Genomic DNA, 25,329 nt, shown 5'->3' with positions numbered 1-25,329 from the left:
GGGGGGTGGGCGCCCCGCGCGCTCCGCCCCCGCCGCGCGGCCGGGGCCCCCACGGCCCCCGACCCCCCCCCCCGGCCCGCCCGGCGGGCCGTGCGCGAGGACGAGCGGGCGCCCCTCGACCCGGCGGAGTTCCGGCGCGTACTGGGCCACTTCGCGAGCGGTGTCACCCTCGTCACCACCACCGGCGACGCCGGGCCGACCGGCTTCGCCTGCCAGTCCTTCGCCTCGCTGTCGCTCGACCCGCCGCTCGTGGCCTTCATGGTCGCCAGGACCTCGACGACCTGGCCCCGCATCGCCGCCGCCGGCACCTTCTGCGTCAACATCCTCGGCGCCGACCAGGGGCCGTTGTGCCGGGCGTTCGCGGTCAGCGGCGCCGACAAGTTCGCGGGCGTGGAGTGGTCCCCCGCGCCCGTCACCGGCGCGCCGCGGCTGGCCGGGGTGCCCGCCTGGATCGACTGCACGATCACCGCCGTCCACACCGGCGGCGACCACCTCATCGTGGTCGGCCGGGTGGAGGCGCTGGACGCGGTGCAGGACGGCGGCGAACCGCTGCTGTTCCACCGGGGGCGGTTCGGGGGGTTCAGCGGCGGGTGAGGACGCGACGGTCGCGCGGGTTCCCCAGGGTCCCCGCGTAGTAGACGATCTCCGGCTCGGACGGAGAGCCGACCACGTCCCACTGCATCCAGTTCACCCCGGCGTCGCAGTCGGAACCGATGTGCACCTCGTCACTCCAGCGCGGGCGGGACTCGCTGAACGCCCACCTCGCGTCCTGGTCATGGCACCACTTCGGGACGGCGTACCCGGAACCGTCGGCCTCCGTGTACTCGGCCATGTACTTGACCTCCGACAGCACAGCCGTCCCGTCCGCCCTCAGCGTCACCACACCCCCCTCCCCGTCCTCGTACCGCCCCACCAGGTCGGCCCTCCCCGGCTTCGGCGGGTCCTCCGGCCCCAGGACCCCCGTGTACGTCCCCACCCCGGCGATCGTCGCCGCCGCGGGCACCGCCAGCAGTGCCCACAGCAGCCACGGCCTACTTCTCCAGCTCCCCATGGGCTCCATCATGCCGGGGGCGGCGGATGACGAGGGCCATGAGGGCGGCCGCCGCGCACAGGGCGCCCGAGGCGTACCAGACGACGTCGTAGGAGCCGAAGACGTCGCGGGCGACGCCGCCCGCGAAGGCGACGGCGGCGGCGCCGACCTGGTGGGAGGCGAGGACCCAGCCGAAGACGATCGCGGAGTCCTCGCCGTAGTGCTCGCGGCACAGCGCGATGGTGGGCGGGACGGTGGCGACCCAGTCGAGGCCGTAGAAGACGATGAAGAAGATCATCGGGGGGTGGATCGAGGGGGCCAGCAGCATCGGCAGGAAGAGGAGCGAGATCCCGCGCAGCGCGTAGTAGACGGCGAGCAGCCGGCGCGGGGAGAAGCGGTCGGTGAACCAGCCGGAGGCGATGGTGCCGACGACGTCGAAGACGCCGATGACGGCGAGGAGTCCGGCGGCGGCGGTCACCGGCATGCCGTGGTCGTGGGCGGCGGGCACGAAGTGGGTCTTGACCAGGCCGTTCGTGGAGGCGCCGCAGATCGCGAAGGTGCCGGCGAGGAGCCAGAAGGGGCCGGTTCGGGCGACCTTGAACAGCACCGTGACCGCGCGGCGGGCGGCGCCGGTGACGGGGGCGGGCTTGTCGGCGTACTCCCCGCCGTACGGGGCGAGTCCGACGTCCGCCGGGTGGTCGCGGAGCAGCAGCCAGACGAACGGGACGACGGCGAGCGCGGCGAGGGCGGTCGTCACGGCGGCCGGGCGCCAGCCGTGGTGCTCGACCAGCCAGGACAGGAGCGGCAGGAAGACGAGCTGGCCGGAGGCGCCGGCCGCCGTCAGGATGCCGGTGACGAGGCCGCGGCGGGCGGTGAACCAGCGGTTGGTGACGGTCGCGGCGAAGGCGAGGGCCATGGAGCCGCTGCCGAGGCCGACGAGGAGGCCCCAGTAGAGGACCAGCTGCCACGCCGCCGTCATCCAGACGGTGAGCAGGGAGCCGAGCGCGATCACCGACAGGGCCACCGCCACCACCTTGCGGATGCCGAAGCGGTCCATGAGGGCGGCGGCGAAGGGGGCGGTGAGGCCGTAGAGGGCGAGGTTGACGGAGACGGCGAGGCCGATGGTGCCGCGCGACCAGTCGAACTCGGCGTGCAGCGGTTCGATGAGCAGGCCCGGCAGGGAGGCGAAGGCGGCGGCGCCGATGATCGTGACGAAGGTGACCGCGGCGACGGACCAGGCGCGGTGGACGCGCGGGGTGCGGGGAGGGCGGGTGGGGGCGGAGGGTCGGTGCTCCGTTGTCTGGGCCATGCCACCGAGCATCCCGGCCGCGCCCCGGCCCCACCATTGGCCCGACTGTCAGCTTTCCAAAGGATCGGGCCACGGGTCACCGCCGCCCCTGGGGCATCCGGGGCAGCGGGTCACCGCCGCCCCTAGGGCATCCGGGGCAGCTCCCTGATCGGCCGGACCGCCAGCAGCGCCGTCACCACCAGGACCGCGATCCCCGCGCCCGCGAGCAGGACCGCCTCCGGGCCGACCAGTCCGGCGACCGGTCCGGACAGCGCGCGGCCGACGCCCATCATCAGGAGGGATCCGGCCACGTCGTAGGCGTGCATGCGGTTCAGGGACTCCTGCGGCACGTGGGTCTGGACCGCGGTGGACCACATGACGAGCCAGAAGGCGAAGGCCGTGCCCGCCACGAACTGTCCGGCCGCCAGCGCGGCGACCGGCGCGCCGAGGCCGAGGAGCGCCAGGTTCACCGGGAGGCCGAGAAGGGCGACGGCGCCGGAGGCCAGGGGGCGGCGGGGGCGGACGCGGAGGGCGAGGAGGCCGCCGAGCGCGCTGCCGGCGCCGTTGACCGCCATCAGCGCCCCGTACACGGCGGAGCCGTGCCCGCCGGTGACCAGGCTCGCGGTGAGCGGCACCATCGGGCCGGCGACCGTCAGCCCGTACACGGTCCAGATGGCGATGACCCCCCACAGCCAGCTCCGCGCGCGGAACTCCCGCCAACCGAGGGCGAGTTCGGAGCCGAACGAGCCGCGCACGCGTCCACCCGGCGGGGCCGGCGGGATCCGCATCAGCAGGAAGCAGACGGCGCTGACGGCGAAGGTGGCGGCGTTGGCGGCGAAGGCGGCGCCCGCGTTCCAGGCGGCGACGAGGAGGCCCGCGAGCGCCGGGCCCGCCATCGTCATCAGCGCCTCCACCACCCGCAGGACGGCGTTGGCGCGCTGCACGTCGGGGGCGATGCGCGGGATGGTCGAGGCGACGCCCGGCTGGAAGAGGGCAGCGCCGACGCCGGCGACGACGGAGAGCGCGTACACGGCCCACAGCGGCGGGCTGCCCACCGCGAACGCGACCGCGAGGAGCGCGGCGCCGGGCAGCCGCAGCAGATCGGCGGTGATCATCATGCGGCGGGCCGTGAAGCGGTCGGCGAGGACACCGCCGAAGAGGACGAAGACGGCGAAGGCGGCGGTCCACAGGCCGAGCGCGTAGCCGACGGAGGAGCCGGGGCGGCCGGCGCCGAGGAGTCCGGCGGCGAAGGCGACGGGGACCATCCCCTCGCCGAGGACGGCGACGGCCCTGGCCGTGAAGAAGAGCCGGAAGTTACGGTTCCAGAGGGCGGGCGGCGCGACCGGCACCGGAATCCGCGCGGCGGCCTCAGACTTGTACGTGCTGTCCTTGCGCATGTTGTCCGTCACGGGCAGCCAGTCGTACCACCACGTGGTCTGGACCACCACCGAATTCCCCGAGGGAGAGCCCGTGCCGCACCGCCCCCACCGCGTCGTCGTCCTCGCCCTGCCCGGGCTGCTCCCCTTCGAGCTGGGCATCCCGCACCGGATCTTCGGCCGGGCCAAGGACTCCGCGGGGCGGCCGCTGTACGAGATCGTCACCTGCGCGACGGCGGCGGGGCCGGTGCAGACGGACGCGGACTTCGCCGTGCACGTGGAGCACGGACCGGAGGCGCTGGCCACGGCGGACACGGTCGTCGTGCCGGCCTCGTACGAGCTGGGGCCGGTCTACGAGGAGGGCCGGCTCACCGACGAGCTGGCCGCCGCCCTCGCGCACGTCCGGCCGGGGACGCGGCTCGTCGCCATCTGCACGGGCGGGTACGTGCTCGCCGCCGCGGGCTGGCTCGACGGGCGCCCGGCGACCACCCACTGGGCGTCGGCCGACCACTTCCAGCGGCTGTTCCCGACGGTCCGGGTCGACGCCGACGTCCTCTTCGTCGACGACGGCGACGTGCTCACCTCGGCGGGCGTCGCCGCCGGGCTCGACCTCTGCCTGCACATCGTGCGCCGCGACCACGGCTCGGCGGTCGCCAACGAGGTGGCCCGCCGCACGGTCGTCCCGCCGCACCGGGACGGCGGCCAGGCCCAGTACATCGCCCGCCCGGTGCCGGACTCCGGTACGCACACCACGACCGCGGCCCGCGCGTGGGCGCTGGCGCACCTGCACGAGCCGATCCAGCTGCGGGACCTGGCCGAGCGGGAGGCGATGAGCGTCCGCACCTTCACCCGCCGCTTCCGCGACGAGGTCGGCATCAGCCCCGGTCAGTGGCTCACCCAGCAGCGGGTCGAGCGGGCCCGGCACCTGCTGGAGACCAGCGACCTGCCGGTGGACCGGGTGGCCCAGGACTCCGGCTTCGGCACGGCCCAGTCGCTCCGGGTCCACCTGATGACCGCGATCGGCGTCACGCCGACCGCCTACCGGCGCACCTTCCGCCCGGGCCTCTTGTCCTGATCGTCGTCGTCCTCGTCCGGGGCGGCGGGGGTCCCGGACGTGTCCCCGTCGAGGTCGACGGAGTCGATCTGCCAGGCGACCGTGCCGGTCGCCGCGCCCACCGGGGTGATCGCAACCGGCAGTTCCGCCGGGGCGTTCGCGATCCGGCGGCCGACCGGGACGCCGTCGCACGGCACGGTCGCCGGATCGCCGTGGCCCGTGACGACGACCTTCACCGCCCCCGTCCCGACACAGGCGACGGAGAGCCGGTACGTGCCGCCCCGCTCCAGCACGGAGCGCAGGTGCGCGCCCTCCGCGGCCGGCGAGCTGCCGCCCTCGACGAACCCGGGGTCGTCCATGGAGCCGACGGCCTCCTGGGCGCGCCGCTCCTGTGCCTCCTCCGCGCTCTCGGTCTCGGTCTCCTCCACGACGGCCGGGTCCGGCAGCTGCTCCTCGGTGGCCGCCACCGGCGGCTCGTCCGGCGACTTCGGGGCGTCGCTGCACCCGGCCACCAGCAGGGGCACGAGGGCGAGGGGGACGAGCAGGGCCGGCGGCCTGCGGAGTGCCATCAGGGGTTCCTCACGTCGAGGGCGCGTACGGACTTCTCCTGCTCCGGACGTCGCTCCTCGCGCTCCCGGTTCCGTACGAGGCTCCGCTCGCCGGCCGCGCCGACGGCCACGAGCACGAGCGTCAGGCCGACGCCCCACAGGATGGCGGTGGACGGCGCCACCACCTTCAGCAGGCCGCCCGCGAGGGTGCCGCTCGCGGCGTAACCGGCGCCGACGGCCGCGTACATCATCGAGTAGCCGGCGGCCAGCGCCGACGGCGGCAGCGCCCGCCGCAGCGCCAGGTTCCGGGTGAGCATGGCCGGTGCCTGGAGCAGGCCGGCCGCGATCAGTGCGGCGCCGATGGCGAGGGCGCCGGGCAGCAGGGCCACCAGCGCCACTCCGGCGGTCACCCCGAGGACGAGCACGAGCGACTGCACCGCGAGCGGCCCGGGCCAGTCGGGGCGGAGCCCGTACAGGAAGGATCCGGCGACCGAGCCGATCGAGAAGCCGGCGAGGAGCGGGCCCGCCCAGCCGATGCCGATCCCGCGCTGTTCGAGGAGGGCGGGGAGGATCAGTTCGGCGAGGGCGAGGAGCGTCAGCGAAGCGGCGCCCAGCACGTACACGGGCCAGGCGGCGAGCAGGGCCCGCCGGGCCGCCCGGTCCTTGGTCTGCGCCTCGGCGGCCCAGCCGGCGGGCAGCAGCCACAGCCCGGCGAGGCCGAGCGCCATGAGGCCGCCCTGGAGCAGCAGCGGCACGGCGGGGCCGGCGCCCAGGGCGAGCCCGGTGGTCAGCGCGGGGGCGGCGGCCCAGATGCCGAAGGTGAGCATGGACTCCAGGCTCAGCGCCTGGGTGACGGACCGTTCCTCCACCATGCTGGTGAGCAGGGCGCGCAGCCCGGCGGAGACGGCGACGGGCCCGGCCCCCGCCAGGAACGCGAGCACGCCGAGGAGCACCGGATCCGCCCCGGGCGCGAGCCCGAGCCCGGCGAACCCGGCCGCCCCGACGGCCAGTCCGGCCGCCATCTGCGGGCGGGCCCGCTCGGCCCGCATCCGCAGCCCGAGGACCGGCGCGGCGACGATCTCCCCCACCACGTACACGGCGGCGAGGACCGCCCCGAGGCTGTATCCGCCGGGCCGCTCCCGCACCAGGAAGACCAGCGCCAGCGGCGCCATCGCCACCGGCATCCGGGCGGCGGTGGTGACGGCGCACCAGGTGAGGACGGGACGGGTCGCCAGCTCGCGGTAGGACATGCGCCCGACCGTACTGGCGGCCGTTCACCGGCCGCATCCGGAAAACGGGCCCCGGCCTGATCCAGGAGACACTCCCTAGAAGACGAGCACGCCCCGGGCGACCTTCCCCGCCTCCGCCTCCTCGCGGGCGCGGTCGAACTCCTCCACCGGGTAGGCGGCGGTGACGAGTTCGTCGAGGAGGAGGGCGCCGGTGCGGTACAGCCCGGCGTAGAGCGGGATGTCCTTCTGCGGGCGGGAGGAGCCGTACCGGCAGCCCAGGATCGACTTGTCGAGGAACATCGCGGCGGGCGGGAAGCTCGCCTCCGCCTTCGGCGCGGTCATGCCGAGCAGCACGGCCTGTCCGTGCCGGTCGAGGAGGTCGATCGCGGTCCGGACGAGGCCGGTGTGGCCGACGCACTCGAAGACGTGGTCGGCGCCGGTGGGCAGCACCTCGCGGACGCCGTCGGCGGAGCCGAGGAAGTGCGTGGCGCCGAAGCGGCGGGCGAGCTCCTCCTTGGCCGGGTTGGTGTCGACGGCGACGATCGTCGTCGCGCCCGCGATCCGGGCGCCCTGGATCACGTTGAGCCCGATCCCGCCGGCGCCGATGACGACGACGGTCTCGCCGCGAGCCACCTTCGCCCGGTTGAGTACGGCTCCGACGCCGGTGAGGACGCCGCAGCCGAGCAGCGCCGCCGAGGTGAACGGCACGTCCTCCGGGATCTTCACGGCCTGTACGGCCTTCACGATCGTCCGCTCGGCGAAGGACGAGTTGGACGCGAACTGGAAGAGCGGCCTGCCCTGCCGGGAGAACGGCCGCCCCGGCATCCCGATCGCCTTCCGGCACATGGTGGGCCGGCCGGTGTCGCAGTCGGGGCAGGCCCCGCAGTTGGCGAGCGTGGAGAGCGCCACGTGGTCGCCGACCGCGACGTGGCCCACCCCCTCCCCGACGGCCTCGACGACCCCGGCGCCCTCGTGCCCGAGCACGACGGGCGGCGGGAACGGGATGGTCCCGTCGATGACGGACAGGTCGCTGTGGCAGAGCCCGGCCGCCCGGATCCCCACCAGCACCTCGCCGGGTCCCGGGTCCCGCACCTCCAGATCCGCGACGACCTCGACGCTCTTCCCGTCGAACACCACACCGCGCACGGCGGTCCCTCCCTCTCCTCGGAGCCTGGACTACTGGTTCGGTCGGTCCCCGGCCGCGGCCGCCCGGGCCATCTCCTCCAGCCGGGCCAGCATCGGCATCGGGTCGACGCCGACCGTGCCGGGCAGGAAGTCGGCGATGCGCTCCGGCGTCCACGCCCCGCCCTCCGCGTATCCGGCGCGCAGTTCCCTGGGCTGCGCCCAGACCGCGATCTTGGGTCCGGCGATCGTGTACACCTGCCCGGTGATCGACTCGGCGCGGGCGCGGTCGCTGAGCAGGTAGACGACGAGGGCGGCGACGTCCTCGGGCTCGCCGATCTCCTTGAGCTCCATGGGGACGTTGGCGGACATCCGGGTGCGGGCGACGGGGGCGACCGCGTTGGCGGTGACGCCGTACTTGTGCAGGCCGAGCGCGGCGCTGCGCACCAGTGAGATGATCCCGCCCTTCGCGGCGGAGTAGTTGGCCTGGGCGACGGAGCCCTGGTGGTTGCCGCTGGTGAAGCCGATCAGCGTGCCCGAGCCCTGTGCGCGCATGACGGCGGCGGCGGCGCGGAAGACGGTGAAGGTGCCCTTGAGGTGGGTGGCGACGACGGGGTCCCACTCCTCCTCGGTCATGTTGAAGAGCATCCGTTCGCGCAGGATGCCGGCGACGCAGACGACCCCGTCGATCCGCCCGTACTCGGCGAGGGCCACGTCGACGAGCCGCTGTCCGCCCGCCATGGTGGAGATGTCGTCGGCGACGGCGACCGCGGTGCCGCCGGCGGCCTCGATCTCCTTGACGACGCCGACGGCGACCTCGCTGGTCGGCTCGCCGCCCTCGATGGAGACGCCGTAGTCGTTGACGACGACCTTCGCCCCCTCGGCGGCGCACGCGAGGGCGACCGCGCGGCCGATGCCGCGTCCCGCCCCGGTCACGGCGACGACCTTGCCCGCCAAGAAGTTCCCCATCTCCGGCCCCTTCCCGCAGTTTCTGACGGTCCGTTAGATTCTATGGGTCGTCAGATGCCGGAAAACAAGACCCCGGAGGCCCCGATGTCCCTCCCCGCCGCTTTCCACGAGATCGCCAAGCGCGTGAACAACTGGGGCCGTTGGGGCCGGGACGACGAGCTGGGGACGCTCAACCTGATCTCCGACGCGGCGGTCCGGGAGGCCGCCGCCGGCATCCGCACCGGCCGCCGCGTCCCGCTCGCCGTGGACCTGAAGCAGGACGGCGTGCAGACCGGGATGATCCCGGGCCGGATCAATCCGCTCCACGTCATGGTCCAGGTCAACCAGGAGCTCTTCGGCCCGGGCACGGTCGCCACCAGCGACGACGCCGTGACCCTGGGCCTCCAGGCGGGCACCCACTGGGACGCCCTCACCCACGCCTCGCACTCGGGCCGGATCTACAACGGCCGCCCCGCCGACACGATCACCCCGCACGGCCGGGCCGCCTTCAGCGGCATCCACACGGCCCGGCACGTCGTCGGGCGCGGGGTGCTGCTCGACGTGGCGGCGGCGAAGGGCGTGGACCGGCTGCCGGGCGACCACGCAGTAACCCCGGAGGACCTGGACGAGGCGGCGGAGTACGGGCGGGTGACGGTGGGGGCCGGCGACATCGTCCTCGTACGGACCGGGCAGATCCGGCTGTACCTGGCCGGGGACCGGCACGGGTACGCGTTCCCGTCACCCGGCCTTTCGATCCGCACGCCCGAGTGGTTCCACGCGCGGGACGTCGCGGCCGTCGCCAACGACACCCTCACCTTCGAGATCTTCCCGCCGGAGATCGAGGACCTGTGGCTGGGCGTGCACGCGCTGGACCTGGTCGAGATGGGGATGCTGCAGGGCCAGAACTGGAACCTCGAAGAGTTGTCCACAGCCTGTGAACAAGAGGGCCGCTACAGCTTCCTGCTCTCCGCCATGCCGGAACCCTTCGTCGGCGGCACGGGAACGCCGGTGGCGCCGGTCGCGATCCTCTGACGGATTCCTCCGGGGTACGGCTCACGGGTGGCGGCGCGCCCGCAGGCGCCCCGAGCACGGCACGGACCGCCGCCACCCGGCCACGACCCGCACACGCCGAGGGCGCACGGCCCTCGGCTCCCCTCACCACGAATCGCTCACCCCAGGGTGGGCAAAACGGAACGAACCGTCAACAGTGCATCCGTCCGGGTGACACCACGCCGCCGCCGACCGGCGCGGGCGCCGCGGGCGTGCGGTCCACCTCGCACCAGATGCTCTTGCCGGCCCCCTCGGGCTGCCAGCCCCACCGGTCGGCGAGGCCGTCGACCAGCTCCAGACCGCGCCCGTTGGTGTCCTCCCCGGCGGCGTGCCGGGGCCGGGGCGGCAGCTCGCTGCGGTCGGCGACCTCGACCCGCACGCCGCCCTCGGCCGCGAAGAGCATCCGCAGCACGGCGGGACAGCCGGTGTGCACCACCGCGTTGGTCACCAGCTCGGAGATGAGCAGCACCAGCGTCTCCGCCAGCGGCTCGTCGTCCCCTATCCCGGAACCGGCCAGCCGTTTCCGGGCCCACCTGCGCGCACGCCCCACCTCCGCCGGGTCCGGCCCGACCTCCAACTGAACCTGAAGCACCTGCACCGTTCACACCATCCGAACCGGCGGACACACCTTTACGGAACGTGATTCCCTTGTGAGACAGCATGGTTGACGTACAGTCACCGCAACAAGCGCTTCGGGCATATTCCAGCGCGAAGGAGTACGCGTGGTCCATACTGTGCGACGCACGCGGCGGGGAGTCGAACGCGGGGCGCGACCCGGGCTCACAAGCACTCGCATCCCACGGAGAGTACCGGAGCCGAACCCCGACTCCGGCCCGTGACGACCCCCCGAAGGACACAACCCGATATCGACCTGCGCCCCGGATTCGAACACGCTCCGTCACCAGTTCGGGCCCGGTCGGGCGGGGTTCAGAGCGCCGCGGCCACCTCCTCCGCCGCCCGGTCCGCCGGCAGCACGAGCGCGGCCCGCACCCAGGCCCGCTTCAGGTGCAGATGGACGTCCGCCTCCCAGGTGAACCCCATCCCGCCGTGCACCTGGAGGCAGTCCCGGGCGTTGGAGACGGCCGCCTCGTCGGCGAGCAGCTTGGCCCCGGCGATCTCGACCGGATCGGCGGTCACGGCGGCGGCGTGCACGGCGGCCCGGGCCAGTTCGGTCCGCACGAGCATCCCGGCGCACAGGTGCTTCACCGCCTGGAACCCCCCGATGGCCTGTCCGAACTGCTCCCGCCGCCGGGCGTGGGAGACGGCGGCGTCGGTGGCCCAGGCGGCGGTGCCCACCTGCTCGGCGGCGGTGAGGAGTACGGCCTCCGGCGCCCACGCCCCGGTGCCGGGGACCCGGTGCAGCGGCGTCAGCGGATCGACCGACCGCACGGACACGGCTCCGGTCGCGTCGCCCAGCACCACGTCGGCGGCGTCCAGCCAGGGAACCAGCCCCTCGGGCGAGACCTGCGTGACGACCGCCGTGCCCTCCGCCGCGCCCGGCACGGACCCCGCCGCCCCCTCCGTGGCGACCAGCGGCCCCGGCACGAGCCACCGCCCCGCCTCCTCGAAGAGCAGCACCGCCTCGGGCAGTCCGAGCCCCACCCCGCCCTCGTCCTCCGGGAGCCGCAGCGCGAAGAAGCCGACCTCGCCGAGCTCCTTCCACAGCCCCCGGTCGAGCCGCCCGGGCTCGTCGACGGCCGCCCGCAGCGCGTCCCGCCCGAAGCGGCCCGCGAGCAGCTCCCGTACCCCCCGTACGAGGTCCCGCTGGTCCTGGCTCAGTCGGAAGTCCACGGTCCGGTTCACCGTCCCTTCGGCAGGCCGAGGATCCGCTCGGCGACGATGTTGCGCTGGATCTGGCTGGTGCCGGCGGCGATCGTGTACGAGAGGGAGGAGAGCCGGTCGAGGTTCCACTCCCGCCCGAGGTCGAGCGCGTCGGGGCCGAGGACCTCCGCGGCGGCGTCGTACAGCTCCTGGCGCGCGTGCGAGTAGTGCAGCTTGAAGACGGAGCCGCCGACGCCGGGGACGCCGCCGGTGGCCTGCGCCTCGCTGACGTTCCGTTGGGTGAGCCGCCACAGCGCCTGGAACCCGGCGGCGAGCCGGCCGAGGCGGCGGCGCAGGGCGGGGTCGTCCCAGCGGCCGTTCTCCCGTGCCGTACGGGCGAGTTCGCCGAGCAGGCGGCGGCAGGCGACGACCTCGCCGACGAACGCGGTGCCGCGTTCGAAGGAGAGGGTGACCATGGTGACCCGCCAGCCGTCGTTCTCCTCCCCGACCCGGTTCGCGACCGGCACCCGCACCTCGTCGAGGAACAGTTCCGCGAACTCGGTGGACCCGGCGAGCGTCCGCAGCGGCCGGACCGTCACCCCCGGCGCGTCCATGGGCAGCGCGAGCCAGCTGATGCCCCGGTGCCGGGGCGCGTCCGGGTCGGTGCGGACGAGCAGTTCGCACCAGTCGGCGACCTCGGCGTGCGAGGTCCAGATCTTCTGCCCGGTGACGACGTACGCGTCCCCGTCCCGTACCGCCTTCGTCCGCAGCGAGGCCAGGTCGGAGCCGGCCTCGGGCTCGCTGAAGCCCTGGCACCAGACCTCGTCGCCGCGCAGCACCGGCTCCAGCCAGCGCGCGCGCTGTGCGGGGGTGCCCTCGGCGGCGATGGTCGGCCCGGCGTGCAGGAGGCCGACGAAGTTGGCGCCGACGTAGGGCGCGCCGGCCCGCTCGGTCTCCTCCAGGAAGATCAGCCGCTGGGTGGGCGAGGCGTCCCAGTGCACGTGCCCGTACCCGGCGTCGTAGAGCCGCCGCTGCCAGCCGCAGTCGTACGCCCGGCGGCCCGGCCAGTCGAGCGGGTCGGGCCGTTCCGGCAGCCGGGGGAGCTCGGTGGCCAGCCACTCCCGCAGCCGGCCCCGGAACTCCTCCTCGGCCTCGCTGTAGGAGAGGTCCATCAGACGATGCCCAGGTCGAGCATGCGGATGGCGTTGCCGCGCATCAGCTTGTAGACGGTCTCGTCGTCGAGGCCCCGGACGTGGTCGAGGGCGACCTCCTTGGTGTGCGGGAAGGTGGAGTCGACGTGCGGGTAGTCGGTCTCGAAGGTGGCGTTGTCGCGGCCGACCACGTCCAGCGAGGCGATGCCGTGCTTGTCGCGGAAGAAGCAGCAGTAGATCTGCCGGTAGTAGTAGGTGGATGGCGGCTCGGGGACGAGGTCGCGGACGCCGCCCCAGGCGCGGTGCTCCTCCCACACGTCGTCGGCGCGCTCCAGGGCGTACGGGATCCACCCCATCTGGCCCTCGCTGTAGGCGAGCTTCAGGCGGGGGAACTTCACCAGGACCCCGCTGAAGAGGAAGTCCATCATCGAGGCCATCGCGTTGTTGAAGCTGAGGCTGGCCTGGACGGCGGGCGGGGCGTCGGGGGACGCGGCGGGCATCTGGCTGCTGGAGCCGATGTGCATGTTCACCACCGTGCCGGTCTCCTGGCAGACGGCGAAGAACGGGTCCCAGTACCCCGAGTGGATCGACGGCAGTCCGAGGTGGGTCGGGATCTCGGAGAAGGTCACCGCCTTCACCCCGCGGGCGGCGTTGCGGCGGATCTCGGCGACGGCGAGGTCGATGTCCCAGAGCGGGATGATGCAGAGCGGGATGAGCCGGCCGGCGCTGTCGCCGCACCACTCCTCGACCATCCAGTCGTTGTACGCGCGCACGCACGCGAGGGCGACCTCCTTGTCGTGCGCCTCGGCGAAGGTCTGCCCGCAGAAGCGCGGGAAGGTGGGGAAGCAGAGCGAGGCCTCGACGTGGTTGAGGTCCATGTCGGCGAGGCGCGCCTTGGGGTCCCAGCAGCCGCGGCGCATCTCCTCGCGGGTGATGCCCTCCAGGGTCATGTCGTCCCGGTCGAAGCCGACGGCCGCGATGTTCCGCTTGTACGGGAACCTCAGGTCCTCGTAGATCCACCAGTCGGTGGGCGGGCCGTCCGGGTCCATGGTGATCTGGTACTTGCCGCCGACGTAGGCGAGCTCGCCGATGCCGGCGGTGAGCGCCTTGGGCCCCCGGTCGCGGTACTTCGCGGGGAGCCAGGTGTCGAAGAGGTGGGCGGGCTCGATCACGTGGTCGTCGACGCTGATGATGCGGGGCAGTTCGGTCATGACCCCTCCAGTTATCTGATGGATCGTCAGATCCCGATGAGGTCAGGCTAACCCCGGGGGTCTGGACCGACAAGGACCGGCCCTCTACGCTCTCCGCACGATCTGACGGGCAGTCAGAAGAGCCGTCGGAGATCCCGCACGGAATGGAGGCCCCGGTGACCTCGACCGAAACCGCACAGGCCCTGGCGCTGGGCGAGTCCCGCACCCTCTGGGAGCTCGTCGAACGCCGCGCCGGCCTCACCCCCGACCGGCCCGTCCTCCTCCAGGGCGACCGCGTCCTCACCTTCGGCGGGCTGCGCGACCGCGCCGAGCGCTGCGCCGCCGGGCTGTACGCCATGGGCGTCCGGCCCGGCACGGTCGTCGCCTGGCAGCTGCCCACCCGGATCGAGACCGCCGTGCTCTCCTTCGCGCTCGCCCGCCTCGGCGCCGTCCAGACCCCCGTCATCCCGTTCTACCGGGACAAGGAGGTCGGCTTCGCGCTGCGCGAGTCCGGGGCCGAGTACTTCGCCGTCCCCGGCGTCTGGCGCGGCTTCGACCACACCGGGATGGCCCGGCGGCTCGGCGCGCGCGGGATCTTCGAGGCGTACGCCCCCGAGAGCCTGCCCGACGGCGACCCGGCCGTCCTGCCCCCGCCGCCCGCCTCCGGCACCGACGTCCGCTGGATCTACTGGACCTCCGGCACCACCTCCGACCCCAAGGGCGTCCTGCACACCGACCGCTCGCTGCTCGCCGGCGGCGCCTGCCTCGCCCACGCGCTGCGCCTCACCGCCGAGGACGTCGGCTCCATGGCCTTCCCGTACGCGCACATCGCCGGGCCCGACTACACGGTGATGCTGCTGCTGTACGGCTTCCCCGCCGTGATGCTCGAACACTTCGCGCTGCCCGAGTCGCTGGCCGAGTACCGCCGCCACGGCGTCACCGTCGCCGGCGGCTCCACCGCCTTCTACTCGATGTTCCTCGCCGAACAGCGCAAGAACCCCGGCGAACCCGTCATCCCCACCCTGCGGCTGCTCGCCGGCGGCGGCGCGCCCAAGCCGCCCGAGGTCTACCACGCGGTCCGCAAGGAGCTGGGCTGCCAGCTCACCCACGGCTACGGCATGACCGAGGTCCCCATGATCACCATGGGCGACCCCGAGGACACCGCCGACCACCTCGCCACCACCGAGGGCCGCCCGCCCGCCGCGATGGAGATCCGCGTCACCGACGACGGCGGGATACGGCTCCGGGGCGAGGCCGTCTGCCGGGGCTACCTCGACCCGGCGCAGACCGCCGCCGCCTTCGACGAGGACGGCTTCCTCATCACCGGCGACGTCGGCCACCTCACCCCCAGCGGCCACCTCGTCCTCACCGGCCGGGTGAAGGACATCATCATCCGCAAGGGCGAGAACATCTCGGCCAAGGAGATCGAGGACCTCCTCCACGAGCACCCGGCCGTCGGCGACGCCGCCGTCATCGGCCTTCCGGACGCCGAGCGCGGCGAGCGGGTCTGCGCCGTCGTCGAACAGCCGGAGGGCGCCCCGCCGCTGACCCTGCCGGACCTCACCGCCTTCCTGCGCGCGGCCGGGCTCTCCGTCCACAAGCTGCCGGAGCAGCTGGAGGTCGTGGACGCCCTGCCGCGCAACGAGACGCTGCGGAAGGTCCTCAAGTACAAGCTCAGGGAGCGGTTCGGGGCAGCGGGGTAGGGCGCGGCAGCGGGGCGGTCGGGTCCGGTCCCGAGCGGGGCGCCGGGACCGGCGGCGCGGCGGGCGCCTCGCCCGCCAGGGCCGCCGGCACGTCCTCGTACACCTCGAAGAGGCGGGTCACGCCGAGCGCGGCGAAGACCCGGGTCACATGGCCCTGGCTCTCCTCCGCCTCGGGCAGCACCAGCCGCAGCCGCCCGCCGCAGGAGCGCAGCAGCCGGCGGGCGGCGACCAGCACGCCGATGCCGCTGGAGTCGCAGAACCGCACCCCGGACAGATCGACGACGAGGTCGTGCCGCCCGGCGGCGACGGCGTCGTGCACCCGCCGCCGTATCCGGGGCGAGGTCACCAGGTCCAGCTCGCCGCGCAGGCGCAGCACGGTCCATCCGCCTCGGTCGTCCTCGTCGGCCTCGATCGTCGTCACGGACGGGCGCCTGCCCCGGGGCGTCCGGCCGAAACCACCGGCGCCGGGTATGACGCTTTCCTTACCATCCGCTCCCGCGTGAACGCCGCACTTGCGGCAAACCTGCGTGCGTTGTCGGCCGGTCGCATTAGTTTGGGGTGGACGGACGGGGCAGGGACCGACGGCGGGCGAGGCACGGCAGCGGAAGCGGAAGGTGGAGGGCTCGGATGGCGAACGACACACCACCGCGCTGGGACCGCAGGATGCAGCAGCGGCTCGCGCGCGGCGAGGCCGCCGCCCTCGGCGAGCTGTACGACCGCTTCGCCTCCCTCGTCCACAGCCTCGCCCACCGGGTCCTCGACGACGACCAGGCCGCCGACCAGGTCACCCGGGAGGTCTTCCTCGCCATCTGGGAGAACCCCGAGGCGTACGACCCCCGGCAGGGCAATCTGCGCTCCTGGGTCGCCCGGCTGACCCAGCGGCAGGCCGTGAACCGGCTGCGGCAGACCGAGGCGACGGCGTACGCGGAGACCGGCGTCGGCTCGGCGGAGGAGCTGGAGGCCAAGGTGCGCCGGGCCTCCGCCGCCGCCCGCGCCGACTACATCGTCACCTCCATGCCGGCCCCGCTCCGCAAGGCGCTCGAACTGGCGTACTTCCAACGGCGGGACTACCGCCAGACCGCCGCCGACCTGTCGATCAGCCACGAGGAGGCGCGGCGCCGGCTGCGGCTCGGACTCCAGCTGCTGTCCACCGCGAACACCCGGCCCCTCGACGGACCGCCGGGCGGCTACGGGCGGGCGCTGTGACGGGGGCGAACGGCGAGGACGACGACCTCGCACGCGCCGCCCGGATACCGGGCCCTCGGGAGGCCGCCGACGACCACGCGGACCTGTCGCCGCCCCTGCTGCTCTCCCACACGGTGCTCAAGTCCCTCCTCGGGGCCTGGGCACTGTCGGCGTGTTCGGCCGCGGAGACCCGGGCCGTCGAGGACCACCTCACCGCGTGCGCGCCGTGCGCGGACGAGGCGCTGCGGCTGCGGGACGCGGTGACGCTGCTGCACGAGGACCGGGACCTGGACCTCGACCCGCTGCTGCGGTCGCGGGTCCTGGAGAACTGCCTGGGCCGGCGCCCCGCCCGCATCCCCGTGCCCGCGTGGGCGAACCCGTACGACGCCGAGACGGCGCGGCTGGACGCGCTGCTGCGGGACATCGGCGAGTCCGAGTGGCACGCGCCGGTCCGGCTCAAGTGGTACGAGGACGACCGGCTGGTGCGGCGGAAGTCGACCGTCGCCGGGGTGATCGGCCACCTCCTCGCGGTGGACGGCCTGGTGTCCGGCGCGCTCGGTCTCGACGACCCGCTCGGTCCCGAGGTGCCCGAGCTGTCGCCGACGGAGCGGACCGAGCTGTTCTGGGAGTCCCTCGACCGCCCGCCGAACCGGTCGCTGCGGGAGCCGTGGCGGGACCAGAGCCACGCGCTCGTCCGGACGGTGTCGTTCGCGGGCCGCGGTGTCTCCGACCTCACGGTCACCTACGGCGACTTCGCGCTGCCCCTCAAGGACGCGCTCCTGGAGCGGGCCTTCGAGTGCTGGGTCCACGCGGACGACATCGCGAACGCGGTGGCCTATCCGTACGACCCGCCGAGCGGGCCGCACCTGCACGGCATGATCGACCTGGCGGCCCGGCTCCTCCCGGCGGCGGTCGCCCACCGCCGCCGCACCGGCCGCGCGGCCCCGCCCCGCCACCTGGTCGCGGCGGGCGCCCCCGGCCGCTCGCTCCACCTGGAGGTGGAGGGCGCGGGCGGCGGCCACTGGTACATCGCGCTGGACTCCCCCGCGGCCCTCGGCTCCCCCGACCACGTCGTGGCCCAGGTCGCCATGGACGGCGTCGAGTTCTGCCAGCTCCTTGCGGGCCACATCTCCCCTCAGGAGGCGGCGGCGGGTCAGGACGGCGACCGAGAAGCCATCCAGGACGTCCTCTCAGCCGCCGCCTCCCTGAGCCGCCTGTAACCCACCGACTTCCGCACCGGGCGCGCCTTCGGGACGGCGCCGTCCGCCGACCCTCCGTGTGGGCAGGCGTCCCGCAGGGCGGTGCCCACCCTCACGCCCGGCTGACGCGCCGGCCCGGCTTCTGGGCGGCGCCGCTGGCTGGTCCTCCGTGTGGGCAGGCGTTCTGCAAGGGGCGATGGGGGTCCCCCCTGCTCGAGCGAAGCCGAGAGCTTGGGGGAGGGTGGGCACACGGAACGGCGCCCGTCCGCCGGGCCTAGGCTCCCGCGCCTGAACCCGCACCCCGCGCACGGCGCACATGCGGTGCGGGTCCAGGCACAGGGCGCGGAGGCACCGCTAACGGTGCCGTTCCGTTGTGCCCACCCGTTCCGCCCCAGCGGAACGATTGCCCACAACGGAGCGGCGCGGCGCCCACGACGGCGGCGGCGGTGGTGGGGGTTACGCGAAGATGACGGTGCGGCGGCCGTTGGGGAGGATGCGGCGTTCGGCGTGCCACTTGACCGCGCGCGCCAGCGCCTGGCACTCGACGTCGCGGCCGATCGCGACGAGCTGGTCGGGGGTGACCTCGTGACCGACCCGCTCGACCTCCTGCTCGATGATCGGCCCCTCGTCGAGGTCCGCCGTCACGTAGTGCGCCGTCGCCCCGATCAGCTTCACGCCGCGCGCGTGCGCCTGGTGGTACGGCTTGGCGCCCTTGAAGCTCGGCAGGAAGGAGTGGTGGATGTTGATGATCCGGCCGGAGAGCGCCTTGCAGAGGTCGTCCGACAGGACCTGCATGTAGCGCGCGAGGACGACCAGCTCGACGTTCTGCTCCTCGACGAGCGCCAGCAGCTCCGCCTCCGCCGCCTGCTTGGTGTCCTTCGTCACGGGGATGTGCCGGAAGGGGATGTCGTACGAGGCGACGAGCTCCGCGAAGTCGGTGTGGTTGGAGACGACGGCGACGATCTCGACCGGCAGCGCGCCGATGGAGGACCGGAAGAGCAGGTCGTTCAGGCAGTGGCCGAACTTCGAGACCATCAGCACGACCCGCATGCGCTCGTCGGCGCGGTGGATCTGCCAGTCCATCTGGAAGGAGTCGCCCACCGCCGCGAAGCTCGCCCGCAGCTTCTCCACGGTCACCGGCGCCTCGGCCGAGAAGTGCACCCGCATGAAGAAGAGACCGGTGTCGCGGTCTCCGAACTGCTGGCTGTCCTCGATGTTGCATCCGGTGATGAAGAGGTAGCTCGACACGGCGTGCACGATGCCCTGCTTGTCCGGGCACGAGATGGTGAGGACATACTGGTCGGTCATCCGGACAGCGTGCCACACCGCGCGGCCCGCCCCGTACCTCCGTCCGCCCAGCGGAACGTCACGCGCGCGTGAGGATGCTGAGGACGTCCAGGGAGCGCGGCGGCGCGTCCGGGTCGTCCCCGTCGGCGGTCGCGAGCCGGACGTGCGCCTCGCGGGCCGCGTGGACGGCCTCGGGCCAGCCGGGGTGCTCCTGGTAGGCGGAGAAGGGCGCGTCGGGCCCGACCTGGTGGAGGATCCGCAGCACCCGCAGGACGGCGACGTCGACGAGCTGGGCCTCGGTGGAGTCCCGGAAGATCGCGCCGACGTAGCGCTCGGCGGACCAGTTGTCGAGCCAGGTGTCCTCGACGAGCCGGTAGACGGCGTCGGTGACGTCCCCGTACCCCTCCTGGCCGGCGAGCCAGACGGACCGGTGGAACCCGGGATCGGAGAGCATGTGCAGCGCCGAGCGCACATTGGTGCGCCAGCGCCACCACGGCATGTCGTTGAGCGGCATGCCGCCCATGGTGGAGGAGCGACGGCCGCGACGGGAAGAGTTAACCGGACCGGGGACGGAACTGGACATCGCTCGATCGTACGGTTCGCCACCGACAACCGGACTCGGCCCCTCCCCTTAGGCGCCCCGACCCCCGTAATTCACCTCCGTGTCACCCACCGTTGAACGCCCCACACTCCCGCGTTACCCCTGGGCCGGAATCGTGCGTGCTCATGACCGGTAGGCGACTGTCCTCACTCCTCGCGTCCGTCACCGCCGCGGCGGCCGGCGCGTCGATCCTCACCGGGTGTGGCGTGCTCCCTGGTGCCACGGGGGGCTCCAGGGAGCCCGTCACGGTGATGACCTGGGCTCCTGACCAGACCCGTGCGACCAACATGCCCGGCATGCCCGCCATGGCCCAGGCGTACGCGCGCTGGGTGAACTCCCAGGGCGGCATCGACGGGCACGAACTGCGCGTCCTCACCTGCAACGAAGAGAACACCCCGGCCGGCGCCGCCGCGTGCGCCCGCCGCGCGGTCCGCGAGAACGCGGTCGCCGTCGTGGGCTCGTACAGCCAGAACGGCCGGGCCTTCATGGCCCCCCTCGAAGCGGCCGGCATCCCGTACATCGGCGGCTACGGCCTCACCGAGGACGAGTTCACCAGCCACCTCTCGTACCCCGTCAACGGCGGCCTCGCCTCGCTCATCGCGGGGCACGGCATGCAGCTCGCCGAGGACTGCCGCAAGGTCTCGCTGGTCCGCCCCGACACCCTCGCCGGCGACCGGCTGCCCAAGCTCCTCGACGCGGGCCTGAAGAAGGCGAGCAAGCGCGGCGCCGTCGACATCCCGGCCGTCGAGGACGCCACCGAGTACACCGAGCAGGCCGCCAGCGCCCGGGACAAGGCGGGCACCGAGGACGGCTGCGTCGCCGCCGTCCTCGGCGAGCGGACCCAGACCTTCTTCGACTCCTTCCGCCGCCTGCCGAAGGCCGCCGGCGGCGCCCAGGCGGCGGACGGCGAGGACGACGCCGCGGAGTCCGTGCGGATCTCCTCCGTCCTCGGCAGCGTCGGCCAGCCCGTCATCGACCGCACCGGCGGCGCCCGCAGCCCCTTCGAGGGCGCGTACGTCACCGGCTGGTACCCGGAGGCGGACGACAAGAGCTGGGACCCGATGCGGAAGGTCATCCAGGAGCACGCCTTCGCCGACAACCGGGTCGACCCGACCGACACCGGCGTGCAGACCACCTGGATCGCCTACACCGTCCTCAAGGAGGTGATCGAGTCCCTCGACAAGGACACGATCACGTCCTCCCGCATCACCGAGGCCCTCGACCGGGGCACCCAGGTGGACACCGGCGGCCTCACGCCGAAGCTGCGCTGGATGTACGAGGACCTGCTCGGCGCCCCGGACTTCCCCCGGATCGTCAACCACGAGGTGACGTTCCAGGTGGTCCGGAAGGGCCGGCTCGTCGCCCAGAAGCCCGGCTTCGTCGATGTCGGCCCCACCGTCAGCAGCGGCGGCTGACCCGCCCGGTCCGCCTCCCGGCCCCTACAGCTGGGTGGCGGACCGCTTCGTCAGCCCGTACTTCCCGGCGGTCGGGTTCCACAGCCCGGCCGCCTCCTTCTTGGCCTTGGTCGCCTCGGCGCTCTCGTCGCTGGCCGCCTTCAGCCGGTTGGTGGTCTTGGCCTTGCCGCCCTTGCAGGCGTTCTTCGCCTTCATCTGGTCGGCCCAGCCCGCGTAGTGGTCGTCGGCCGCGGCCGACGCCTGCCACGCGCGCGTGAGCGCCGACGTCAGCGCCTGGTTGTCCGGGAGCTTGTCGACCTTGAGCGTCTGCAGCTTGGTCACCAGGCTCCGGCGCTGCTCGGCCGCGCCGCGCAGGTCGGCGGCGGCCTTGTCGAGGTTCTTGCACTGCTTGATCGACTCGACCGAGCTGATCACCGTGTCCCGGCTGTCGTTGCTGGTGGCGAGGAGCTTGTCCAGCTCCCGCGCCTGCGGCTCCGCCGGGTCGTCCTGCTTCTCCGGCGCCGGGGAGGCGCCGTCGCCCGTCGCGGGCGCCTGCGAACTGGGGGCGACGCTCGTCCCGGCCGTCGGCTTCTTCTCGTCGTCGCCGCTGCTGAGCAGGGCGCCCACGCCGAGACCGACGATCGCGCAGCCGACCACCACGGCCGCGATCAGCGCGACCGGCGACTTCCGGCGCGAGGGCTCCGGCTCGTCGTCGTAGTAGTACGCGTCCTGGTGGCCGCCCGGCGCCTGGTAGCCGCCCCCGCCCTGGTAGCCGTACTGCTGCTGCGGCTGGGGGTGCTGCGGCGGGTGCTGCTGGTACGGGGCCGGGGCCTGCTGCTGGTACGCCGGGGGCGCGGGCTGCGCCGGCGCCGAGTCCCGGAAGAGGCTGTCGAACTCCGCGGGCGGCTGCGACGCACCGGGACCGCCGGGCACGGGCCCACCGGGCACGGGGCCGCCCGGAACCGGACCACCCGGCACGGGACCACCCGGCACGGGACCGCCCGGCACCGGCGCCATGTACTGCGTCGCGTCCGAGGCGCCCGCCGGGGCCGGCGGCTGCGGCAGCCGGCCGGTCCCCAGGAACTGGGTCTGCGCGCCGCCGCCCGGGCCCGCCTGCGGCGGCACGGGCGCGATGTGCTGGGTGGCCTGCAGGTCGGCGACCGGCGGCGGATAGCCGTACCCGGCGGGCGGACCCACCGGCGGCACGCCCCCCGGCACGGGTGCGATGTGCTGGGTCGCCTGCATGTCGGCGCCGTGGGCGGCGACCGGCGGCGGATAGCCGTAGCCGGCCGGCGGACCGGCCGGCGGCATCGGGGCGCCCTGCGGCTGCGGCGGCACCGGCGCTATGTACTGCGTGGCCTGGAGATCACCGGCGGGCGGCGCCTCGGGCGGCAGCGGCTGCGCGGGGGGCAGCGGCTGCCCGCCCGGCTGGGCCTGGGCGCCCGCGGGCCCCCAGGCGCCGCCCCACGCCTGCGCGCCCCCCTGCTCCGGACCCTGTCCGTTCTGCGTCACCGGGACTCCTACTGATAAACCTACGGAATCGTCGGCTCACGCTACCGGGTGCGTCCATGGCTCCGCACACACGTGTGAGCCCGGTAACACCCCTCGCACGGAACGGAACCGCCCCGCGGGCCCTCCCCTCAGGCCGCGTGCACCTCCAGACGCGCCTCGAACTCCCGGACCACCGGCTCGCCCGCGAACGGCTCCAGGCGGTCCCTCAGGTCCTCCAGGTACTCCGCCCCGCGCGACGACCGCAGCCCGCCGAGCAGTTCGAGCGCGCGCGTGCCGGCGCGGCACGCCTCCTCGATCTCCCGCTGCTGCACCCGCGCCGCCGCGAGCAGCGCCAGGCCGATCGCCCGCCGCCGCGCCCGCGCCTCCGGATGCCCGGCCAGCGACTCCTGCGCCGCCCGGACCGCCGCGTCCGCGTACCCCAGGTCCCGGTAGCAGTGCGCCAGTTCGTCCGCGAGATACGCGCCGTCGAAGTGCGCGATCCACACCGGGTCGTCGCCCGCCTCCGGATCGGCCGCCTCCAGCGCGCGTACCGCCCGCCCCGCCGCCGACTCGAAGGCCCGCACGTCCCCGAGCAGCGCGTGCCCGCGCGCCTCCGCCGCCAGGAACATCGCCTCGGCCCGCGGCGGCACCCCGCCGCGCGTCCCCTCCTGCGCGGCGCGCGCCAACTGGGTGATCTCCCGCGGGTTCCCGAGCTCCGCCGCCAGGTGGCTCATCGACGCGGCCAGCACATAGCCGCCGTAGCCGCGGTCCCCGGCCGCCTGCGCCAGCCGCAGCGCCTGGATGTAGTACCGCTGCGCCAGCCCCGGTTCACCGGTGTCCACGGCCATGTACCCGGCCAGCTCGGTCAGTCGGGCCACCGCGCCGAACAGCTCCCGGCCCACCGCCTCCCGGTACGAGCCGGACAGCATCCCGGAGACCACGCTGTCCAGGTAGTGCACCACCACCGGGCGGACGTGCCCGCTGCCGAAGCGCCGGTCCAGGTCGACGAGCGCCGCCGTCATCTCCCGCACCGCCGCCACGTCCGCGCGGCCGACCCGGGCCCCGGCCGAGCGCGCCACCTGCGCGTCCCCGCCGCCGATCAGCCAGTCCCTGCTGGGCTCCACCAGCGCCGAGGCGGCCACCGACGAACCGGTCAGGAAGTCGCGGCGGCCCACGTCGCTCCGGTACAGCTCGCAGACCTGCTCGATGGCGCCGAGCACGGTCGGCGCGAACTGGAGGCCGACGCCCGCCGCGAGGTTGCGGCCGTTGGCCATCCCCACCTCGTCGATCGTCACCGCCCGCCCCAGCTTGCGGCCGATCGCCTCGGCGATGATGCCGGGCGCCCGGCCGCGCGGCTGCTGCCCGCGCAGCCAGCGCGCCACCGAGGTCTTGTCGTACCGCAGATCGAGGCCGCGCTCCGCGCCCACCATGTTGACCCTGCGGGCGAGGCCGGCGTTGGAACACGCGGCCTCCTGGATGAGCGCCTGGAGCCGTTCGTTGGGCTGTCGCGGCACGAGTGGCCTGGCTGCCATGAGTGGAACCCCCAGACGGGACGGGTACGGACACGAAGTGATCACTGCCCTGCGGATATCCGGTCAATGCCGATGTGAACACGCGAAACCGGACACGTCGGCCGGCGGTCCACGGCCCCCGCCCCGCCCCCGCCGCGTGCCCGCCCCGCCCTCTTCCGTACCCCTCCCCCGCTCCCCGGTCCCCCGCGCGCCCCCGCGCGTGCACCCATGCGCCCCGCATGCAGGATCGATGCCTCACCCCCGGCGCCGCCGCGCCCGTAACCCCAGGTGACGGGGGCAGTTGTCTTCACCGTGGATGAGACCATCGGAGTCACGACGGAAGCCGCGCAGATCCCCAAGCAGCGGGGCGAGCAGCTGCTCGACAGCGCCGTGCGGTACGCGGAAGAGCGGCACTGGGACGTGTTCCCGGGGACCTGGCTGGAAGCCGTCGACGGCCGGGAGCACTGCTCCTGCGGCACCGCCGACTGCCCGCTGCCGGGCGCCCACGCCGTGAAGCCCGACTGGGCGACGCTGGCGACCGGGAGCGCGGTCGGCGCCCGCCGCATGTGGTCGAAGCAGCCGAAGTCCTCGATCCTCCTCCCCACCGGCCGCACCTTCGACGCGATCGAGGTGCCCGAGGCGGCCGGTTTCCTCGCGCTCGCCCGCATGGAGCGGATGGAGCTGACGCTGGGCCCGGTGACCTGCACCCCGGACCGCCGGATGTTCTTCTTCGTGCTGCCCGGCGCCTCCGCCAAGGTCCCCGACCTGATCCGCAAGCTGGGCTGGACCCCGGCCTCGCTCGACCTCGCCACGCGCGGGGAGGGCCACTACGTGGCGGCGCCGCCCACCCGCATCGGCGGCCGGGGCGCGGTCCAGTGGGCGCGGCGGCCCACCCCGGCCAACCGCTGGCTGCCGGACGCGGAGGAGCTGATCAGCGCGCTCGCGTACGCGTGCGGGCGCGAGGCGGCGGAGTCGCGGGCCCGCCGTCAGTGACCTGGGGTTTCCCGTGGGCCTGCCCGTAGGGTGGCCGGAGGCGTGACCAGCGCCGTGCACGGGGAACCATCGAAGGGTTGACGGACCATGCCTGACCAGGCATCTGACGGAACGTTCGAACCGACGGGCGCGGCCCCCCCCGCAACAACCGGGGGGGGCCGCCGCGGGGGAGGGGTGGGGGGTGGCTGGTCGCGTAGGCAGCTCACAGACACTAGGTT

General features: G+C 74.0%; 24 protein-coding genes. 8 read left to right on the top strand and 16 right to left on the bottom strand.

All coding sequences use genetic code 11. The annotated features are described in order from the left end of the window. The coding region (locus ACFW1I_RS23735; protein ID WP_384673254.1) for a flavin reductase family protein at positions 1-594 on the top strand (594 nt) is incomplete at its 5' end. Here the strand turns inward: ACFW1I_RS23735 and ACFW1I_RS23730 are convergent. From ACFW1I_RS23730 to ACFW1I_RS23720, 3 genes are all read right to left on the bottom strand, one after another. Continuing rightward, positions 581-1,051, bottom strand: coding sequence for a hypothetical protein (locus ACFW1I_RS23730; protein ID WP_384673251.1), 471 nt, complete (start codon positions 1,049-1,051; stop codon positions 581-583). The genes ACFW1I_RS23735 and ACFW1I_RS23730 overlap by 14 nt on opposite strands. Next, on the bottom strand, positions 1,032-2,339 hold the full coding sequence (locus tag ACFW1I_RS23725; protein ID WP_384673249.1) for an MFS transporter: 1,308 nt from the start codon (positions 2,337-2,339) through the stop codon (positions 1,032-1,034). The genes ACFW1I_RS23730 and ACFW1I_RS23725 overlap by 20 nt, the downstream gene beginning before the upstream one ends. A 122-nt stretch (positions 2,340-2,461) precedes the next feature. Beyond that, a complete protein-coding gene (locus ACFW1I_RS23720; RefSeq protein ID WP_384673260.1) occupies positions 2,462-3,715 on the bottom strand; it encodes an MFS transporter in 1,254 nt (417 codons plus the stop codon). 73 nt (positions 3,716-3,788) lie between these two features. Between ACFW1I_RS23720 and ACFW1I_RS23715 the strand changes: the two genes are divergently transcribed. Next, on the top strand, positions 3,789-4,769 hold the full coding sequence (locus ACFW1I_RS23715; protein WP_384673246.1) for a GlxA family transcriptional regulator: 981 nt from the start codon (positions 3,789-3,791) through the stop codon (positions 4,767-4,769). On the opposite strand, the gene ACFW1I_RS23710 is transcribed toward ACFW1I_RS23715, so the two are convergent. From ACFW1I_RS23710 to ACFW1I_RS23695, 4 genes are all read right to left on the bottom strand, one after another. Further along, positions 4,733-5,317 carry a hypothetical protein gene (locus ACFW1I_RS23710; protein ID WP_384673244.1) on the bottom strand — a complete coding sequence of 195 codons (585 nt, stop codon included), beginning with the start codon at positions 5,315-5,317 and terminating at the stop codon, positions 4,733-4,735. The two genes, ACFW1I_RS23715 and ACFW1I_RS23710, sit on opposite strands and share 37 nt — an antisense overlap. Further along, positions 5,317-6,546, bottom strand: coding sequence for an MFS transporter (locus tag ACFW1I_RS23705; RefSeq protein ID WP_384673241.1), 1,230 nt, complete (start codon positions 6,544-6,546; stop codon positions 5,317-5,319). The genes ACFW1I_RS23710 and ACFW1I_RS23705 overlap by 1 nt, the downstream gene beginning before the upstream one ends. A 75-nt stretch (positions 6,547-6,621) precedes the next feature. Further along, the gene (locus tag ACFW1I_RS23700) at positions 6,622-7,671 is read right to left on the bottom strand and encodes a Zn-dependent alcohol dehydrogenase (protein WP_384673239.1); all 1,050 of its coding nucleotides are present in this window, start codon (positions 7,669-7,671) and stop codon (positions 6,622-6,624) included. Between the two features lie 30 nt (positions 7,672-7,701). Further along, complete coding sequence (locus ACFW1I_RS23695; protein WP_384673236.1) at positions 7,702-8,616, bottom strand: SDR family oxidoreductase; 915 nt, start codon at positions 8,614-8,616, stop codon at positions 7,702-7,704. Between the two features lie 84 nt (positions 8,617-8,700). On the opposite strand from ACFW1I_RS23695, the gene ACFW1I_RS23690 reads away from it, so the two are divergent. Continuing rightward, a complete protein-coding gene (locus ACFW1I_RS23690; RefSeq protein ID WP_384673257.1) occupies positions 8,701-9,627 on the top strand; it encodes a cyclase family protein in 927 nt (308 codons plus the stop codon). Between the two features lie 169 nt (positions 9,628-9,796). Here the strand turns inward: ACFW1I_RS23690 and ACFW1I_RS23685 are convergent, their stop codons facing one another. From ACFW1I_RS23685 to ACFW1I_RS23670, 4 genes are all read right to left on the bottom strand, one after another. Beyond that, positions 9,797-10,243 (bottom strand): ATP-binding protein, encoded by a 447-nt coding sequence (locus ACFW1I_RS23685; RefSeq protein ID WP_384673233.1) that lies wholly within the window; start codon positions 10,241-10,243, stop codon positions 9,797-9,799. Positions 10,244-10,572: 329 nt separating this feature from the next. Beyond that, positions 10,573-11,436: an acyl-CoA dehydrogenase family protein gene (locus tag ACFW1I_RS23680; protein WP_384673231.1), complete on the bottom strand. Its 864-nt coding sequence runs from the start codon at positions 11,434-11,436 to the stop codon at positions 10,573-10,575. 8 nt (positions 11,437-11,444) lie between these two features. Continuing rightward, positions 11,445-12,578, bottom strand: a complete 1,134-nt coding sequence (locus ACFW1I_RS23675) for an acyl-CoA dehydrogenase family protein (RefSeq protein ID WP_384673229.1) — start codon at positions 12,576-12,578, stop codon at positions 11,445-11,447. Beyond that, positions 12,578-13,768 carry an amidohydrolase family protein gene (locus ACFW1I_RS23670; RefSeq protein ID WP_384673226.1) on the bottom strand — a complete coding sequence of 397 codons (1,191 nt, stop codon included), beginning with the start codon at positions 13,766-13,768 and terminating at the stop codon, positions 12,578-12,580. The genes ACFW1I_RS23675 and ACFW1I_RS23670 overlap by 1 nt, the downstream gene beginning before the upstream one ends. Positions 13,769-13,923: 155 nt before the next feature. On the opposite strand from ACFW1I_RS23670, the gene ACFW1I_RS23665 reads away from it, so the two are divergent. Beyond that, positions 13,924-15,450 carry a class I adenylate-forming enzyme family protein gene (locus tag ACFW1I_RS23665; RefSeq protein WP_384673224.1) on the top strand — a complete coding sequence of 509 codons (1,527 nt, stop codon included), beginning with the start codon at positions 13,924-13,926 and terminating at the stop codon, positions 15,448-15,450. Here ACFW1I_RS23665 and ACFW1I_RS23660 read toward each other — a convergent pair. Beyond that, positions 15,422-15,871 carry an STAS domain-containing protein gene (locus tag ACFW1I_RS23660; RefSeq protein WP_384673222.1) on the bottom strand — a complete coding sequence of 150 codons (450 nt, stop codon included), beginning with the start codon at positions 15,869-15,871 and terminating at the stop codon, positions 15,422-15,424. The two genes, ACFW1I_RS23665 and ACFW1I_RS23660, sit on opposite strands and share 29 nt — an antisense overlap. Before the next feature lie 206 nt (positions 15,872-16,077). On the opposite strand from ACFW1I_RS23660, the gene ACFW1I_RS23655 reads away from it, so the two are divergent. Further along, positions 16,078-16,656 carry a sigma-70 family RNA polymerase sigma factor gene (locus ACFW1I_RS23655; protein ID WP_319012143.1) on the top strand — a complete coding sequence of 193 codons (579 nt, stop codon included), beginning with the start codon at positions 16,078-16,080 and terminating at the stop codon, positions 16,654-16,656. After that, complete coding sequence (locus ACFW1I_RS23650) at positions 16,653-17,855, top strand: maleylpyruvate isomerase N-terminal domain-containing protein (RefSeq protein WP_384673220.1); 1,203 nt, start codon at positions 16,653-16,655, stop codon at positions 17,853-17,855. The genes ACFW1I_RS23655 and ACFW1I_RS23650 overlap by 4 nt, the downstream gene beginning before the upstream one ends. A gap of 435 nt (positions 17,856-18,290) precedes the next feature. On the opposite strand, the gene purU is transcribed toward ACFW1I_RS23650, so the two are convergent. Both purU and ACFW1I_RS23640 read right to left on the bottom strand, forming a co-directional pair. Beyond that, complete coding sequence (gene purU, locus ACFW1I_RS23645) at positions 18,291-19,142, bottom strand: formyltetrahydrofolate deformylase (RefSeq protein WP_384673217.1); 852 nt, start codon at positions 19,140-19,142, stop codon at positions 18,291-18,293. A 58-nt stretch (positions 19,143-19,200) separates the two neighbouring features. Next, a complete protein-coding gene (locus ACFW1I_RS23640) occupies positions 19,201-19,704 on the bottom strand; it encodes a hypothetical protein (RefSeq protein ID WP_384673214.1) in 504 nt (167 codons plus the stop codon). A gap of 143 nt (positions 19,705-19,847) precedes the next feature. Between ACFW1I_RS23640 and ACFW1I_RS23635 the strand changes: the two genes are divergently transcribed. Then, a complete protein-coding gene (locus ACFW1I_RS23635) occupies positions 19,848-21,137 on the top strand; it encodes an ABC transporter substrate-binding protein (RefSeq protein ID WP_384673212.1) in 1,290 nt (429 codons plus the stop codon). A gap of 24 nt (positions 21,138-21,161) precedes the next feature. Here the strand turns inward: ACFW1I_RS23635 and ACFW1I_RS23630 are convergent, their stop codons facing one another. Together ACFW1I_RS23630 and ACFW1I_RS23625 are read right to left on the bottom strand one after the other, a co-directional pair. After that, positions 21,162-22,628 carry a hypothetical protein gene (locus ACFW1I_RS23630; RefSeq protein ID WP_384673210.1) on the bottom strand — a complete coding sequence of 489 codons (1,467 nt, stop codon included), beginning with the start codon at positions 22,626-22,628 and terminating at the stop codon, positions 21,162-21,164. A gap of 128 nt (positions 22,629-22,756) precedes the next feature. Continuing rightward, positions 22,757-24,139 carry a transcriptional regulator gene (locus ACFW1I_RS23625; RefSeq protein ID WP_384673207.1) on the bottom strand — a complete coding sequence of 461 codons (1,383 nt, stop codon included), beginning with the start codon at positions 24,137-24,139 and terminating at the stop codon, positions 22,757-22,759. Between the two features lie 291 nt (positions 24,140-24,430). Here ACFW1I_RS23625 and ACFW1I_RS23620 point away from each other — a divergent pair, with 291 nt between their 5' ends. Next, complete coding sequence (locus tag ACFW1I_RS23620) at positions 24,431-25,111, top strand: bifunctional DNA primase/polymerase (protein ID WP_384673205.1); 681 nt, start codon at positions 24,431-24,433, stop codon at positions 25,109-25,111. The last annotated feature ends 218 nt before the right edge of the window (positions 25,112-25,329 follow it).

The organism is Streptomyces sp. NPDC058955 (assembly GCF_042741435.1).
In the GTDB taxonomy this organism is placed as follows: Bacteria; Actinomycetota; Actinomycetes; order Streptomycetales; family Streptomycetaceae; genus Streptomyces.
This window is presented reverse-complemented; position numbering and strand designations above follow the sequence as displayed.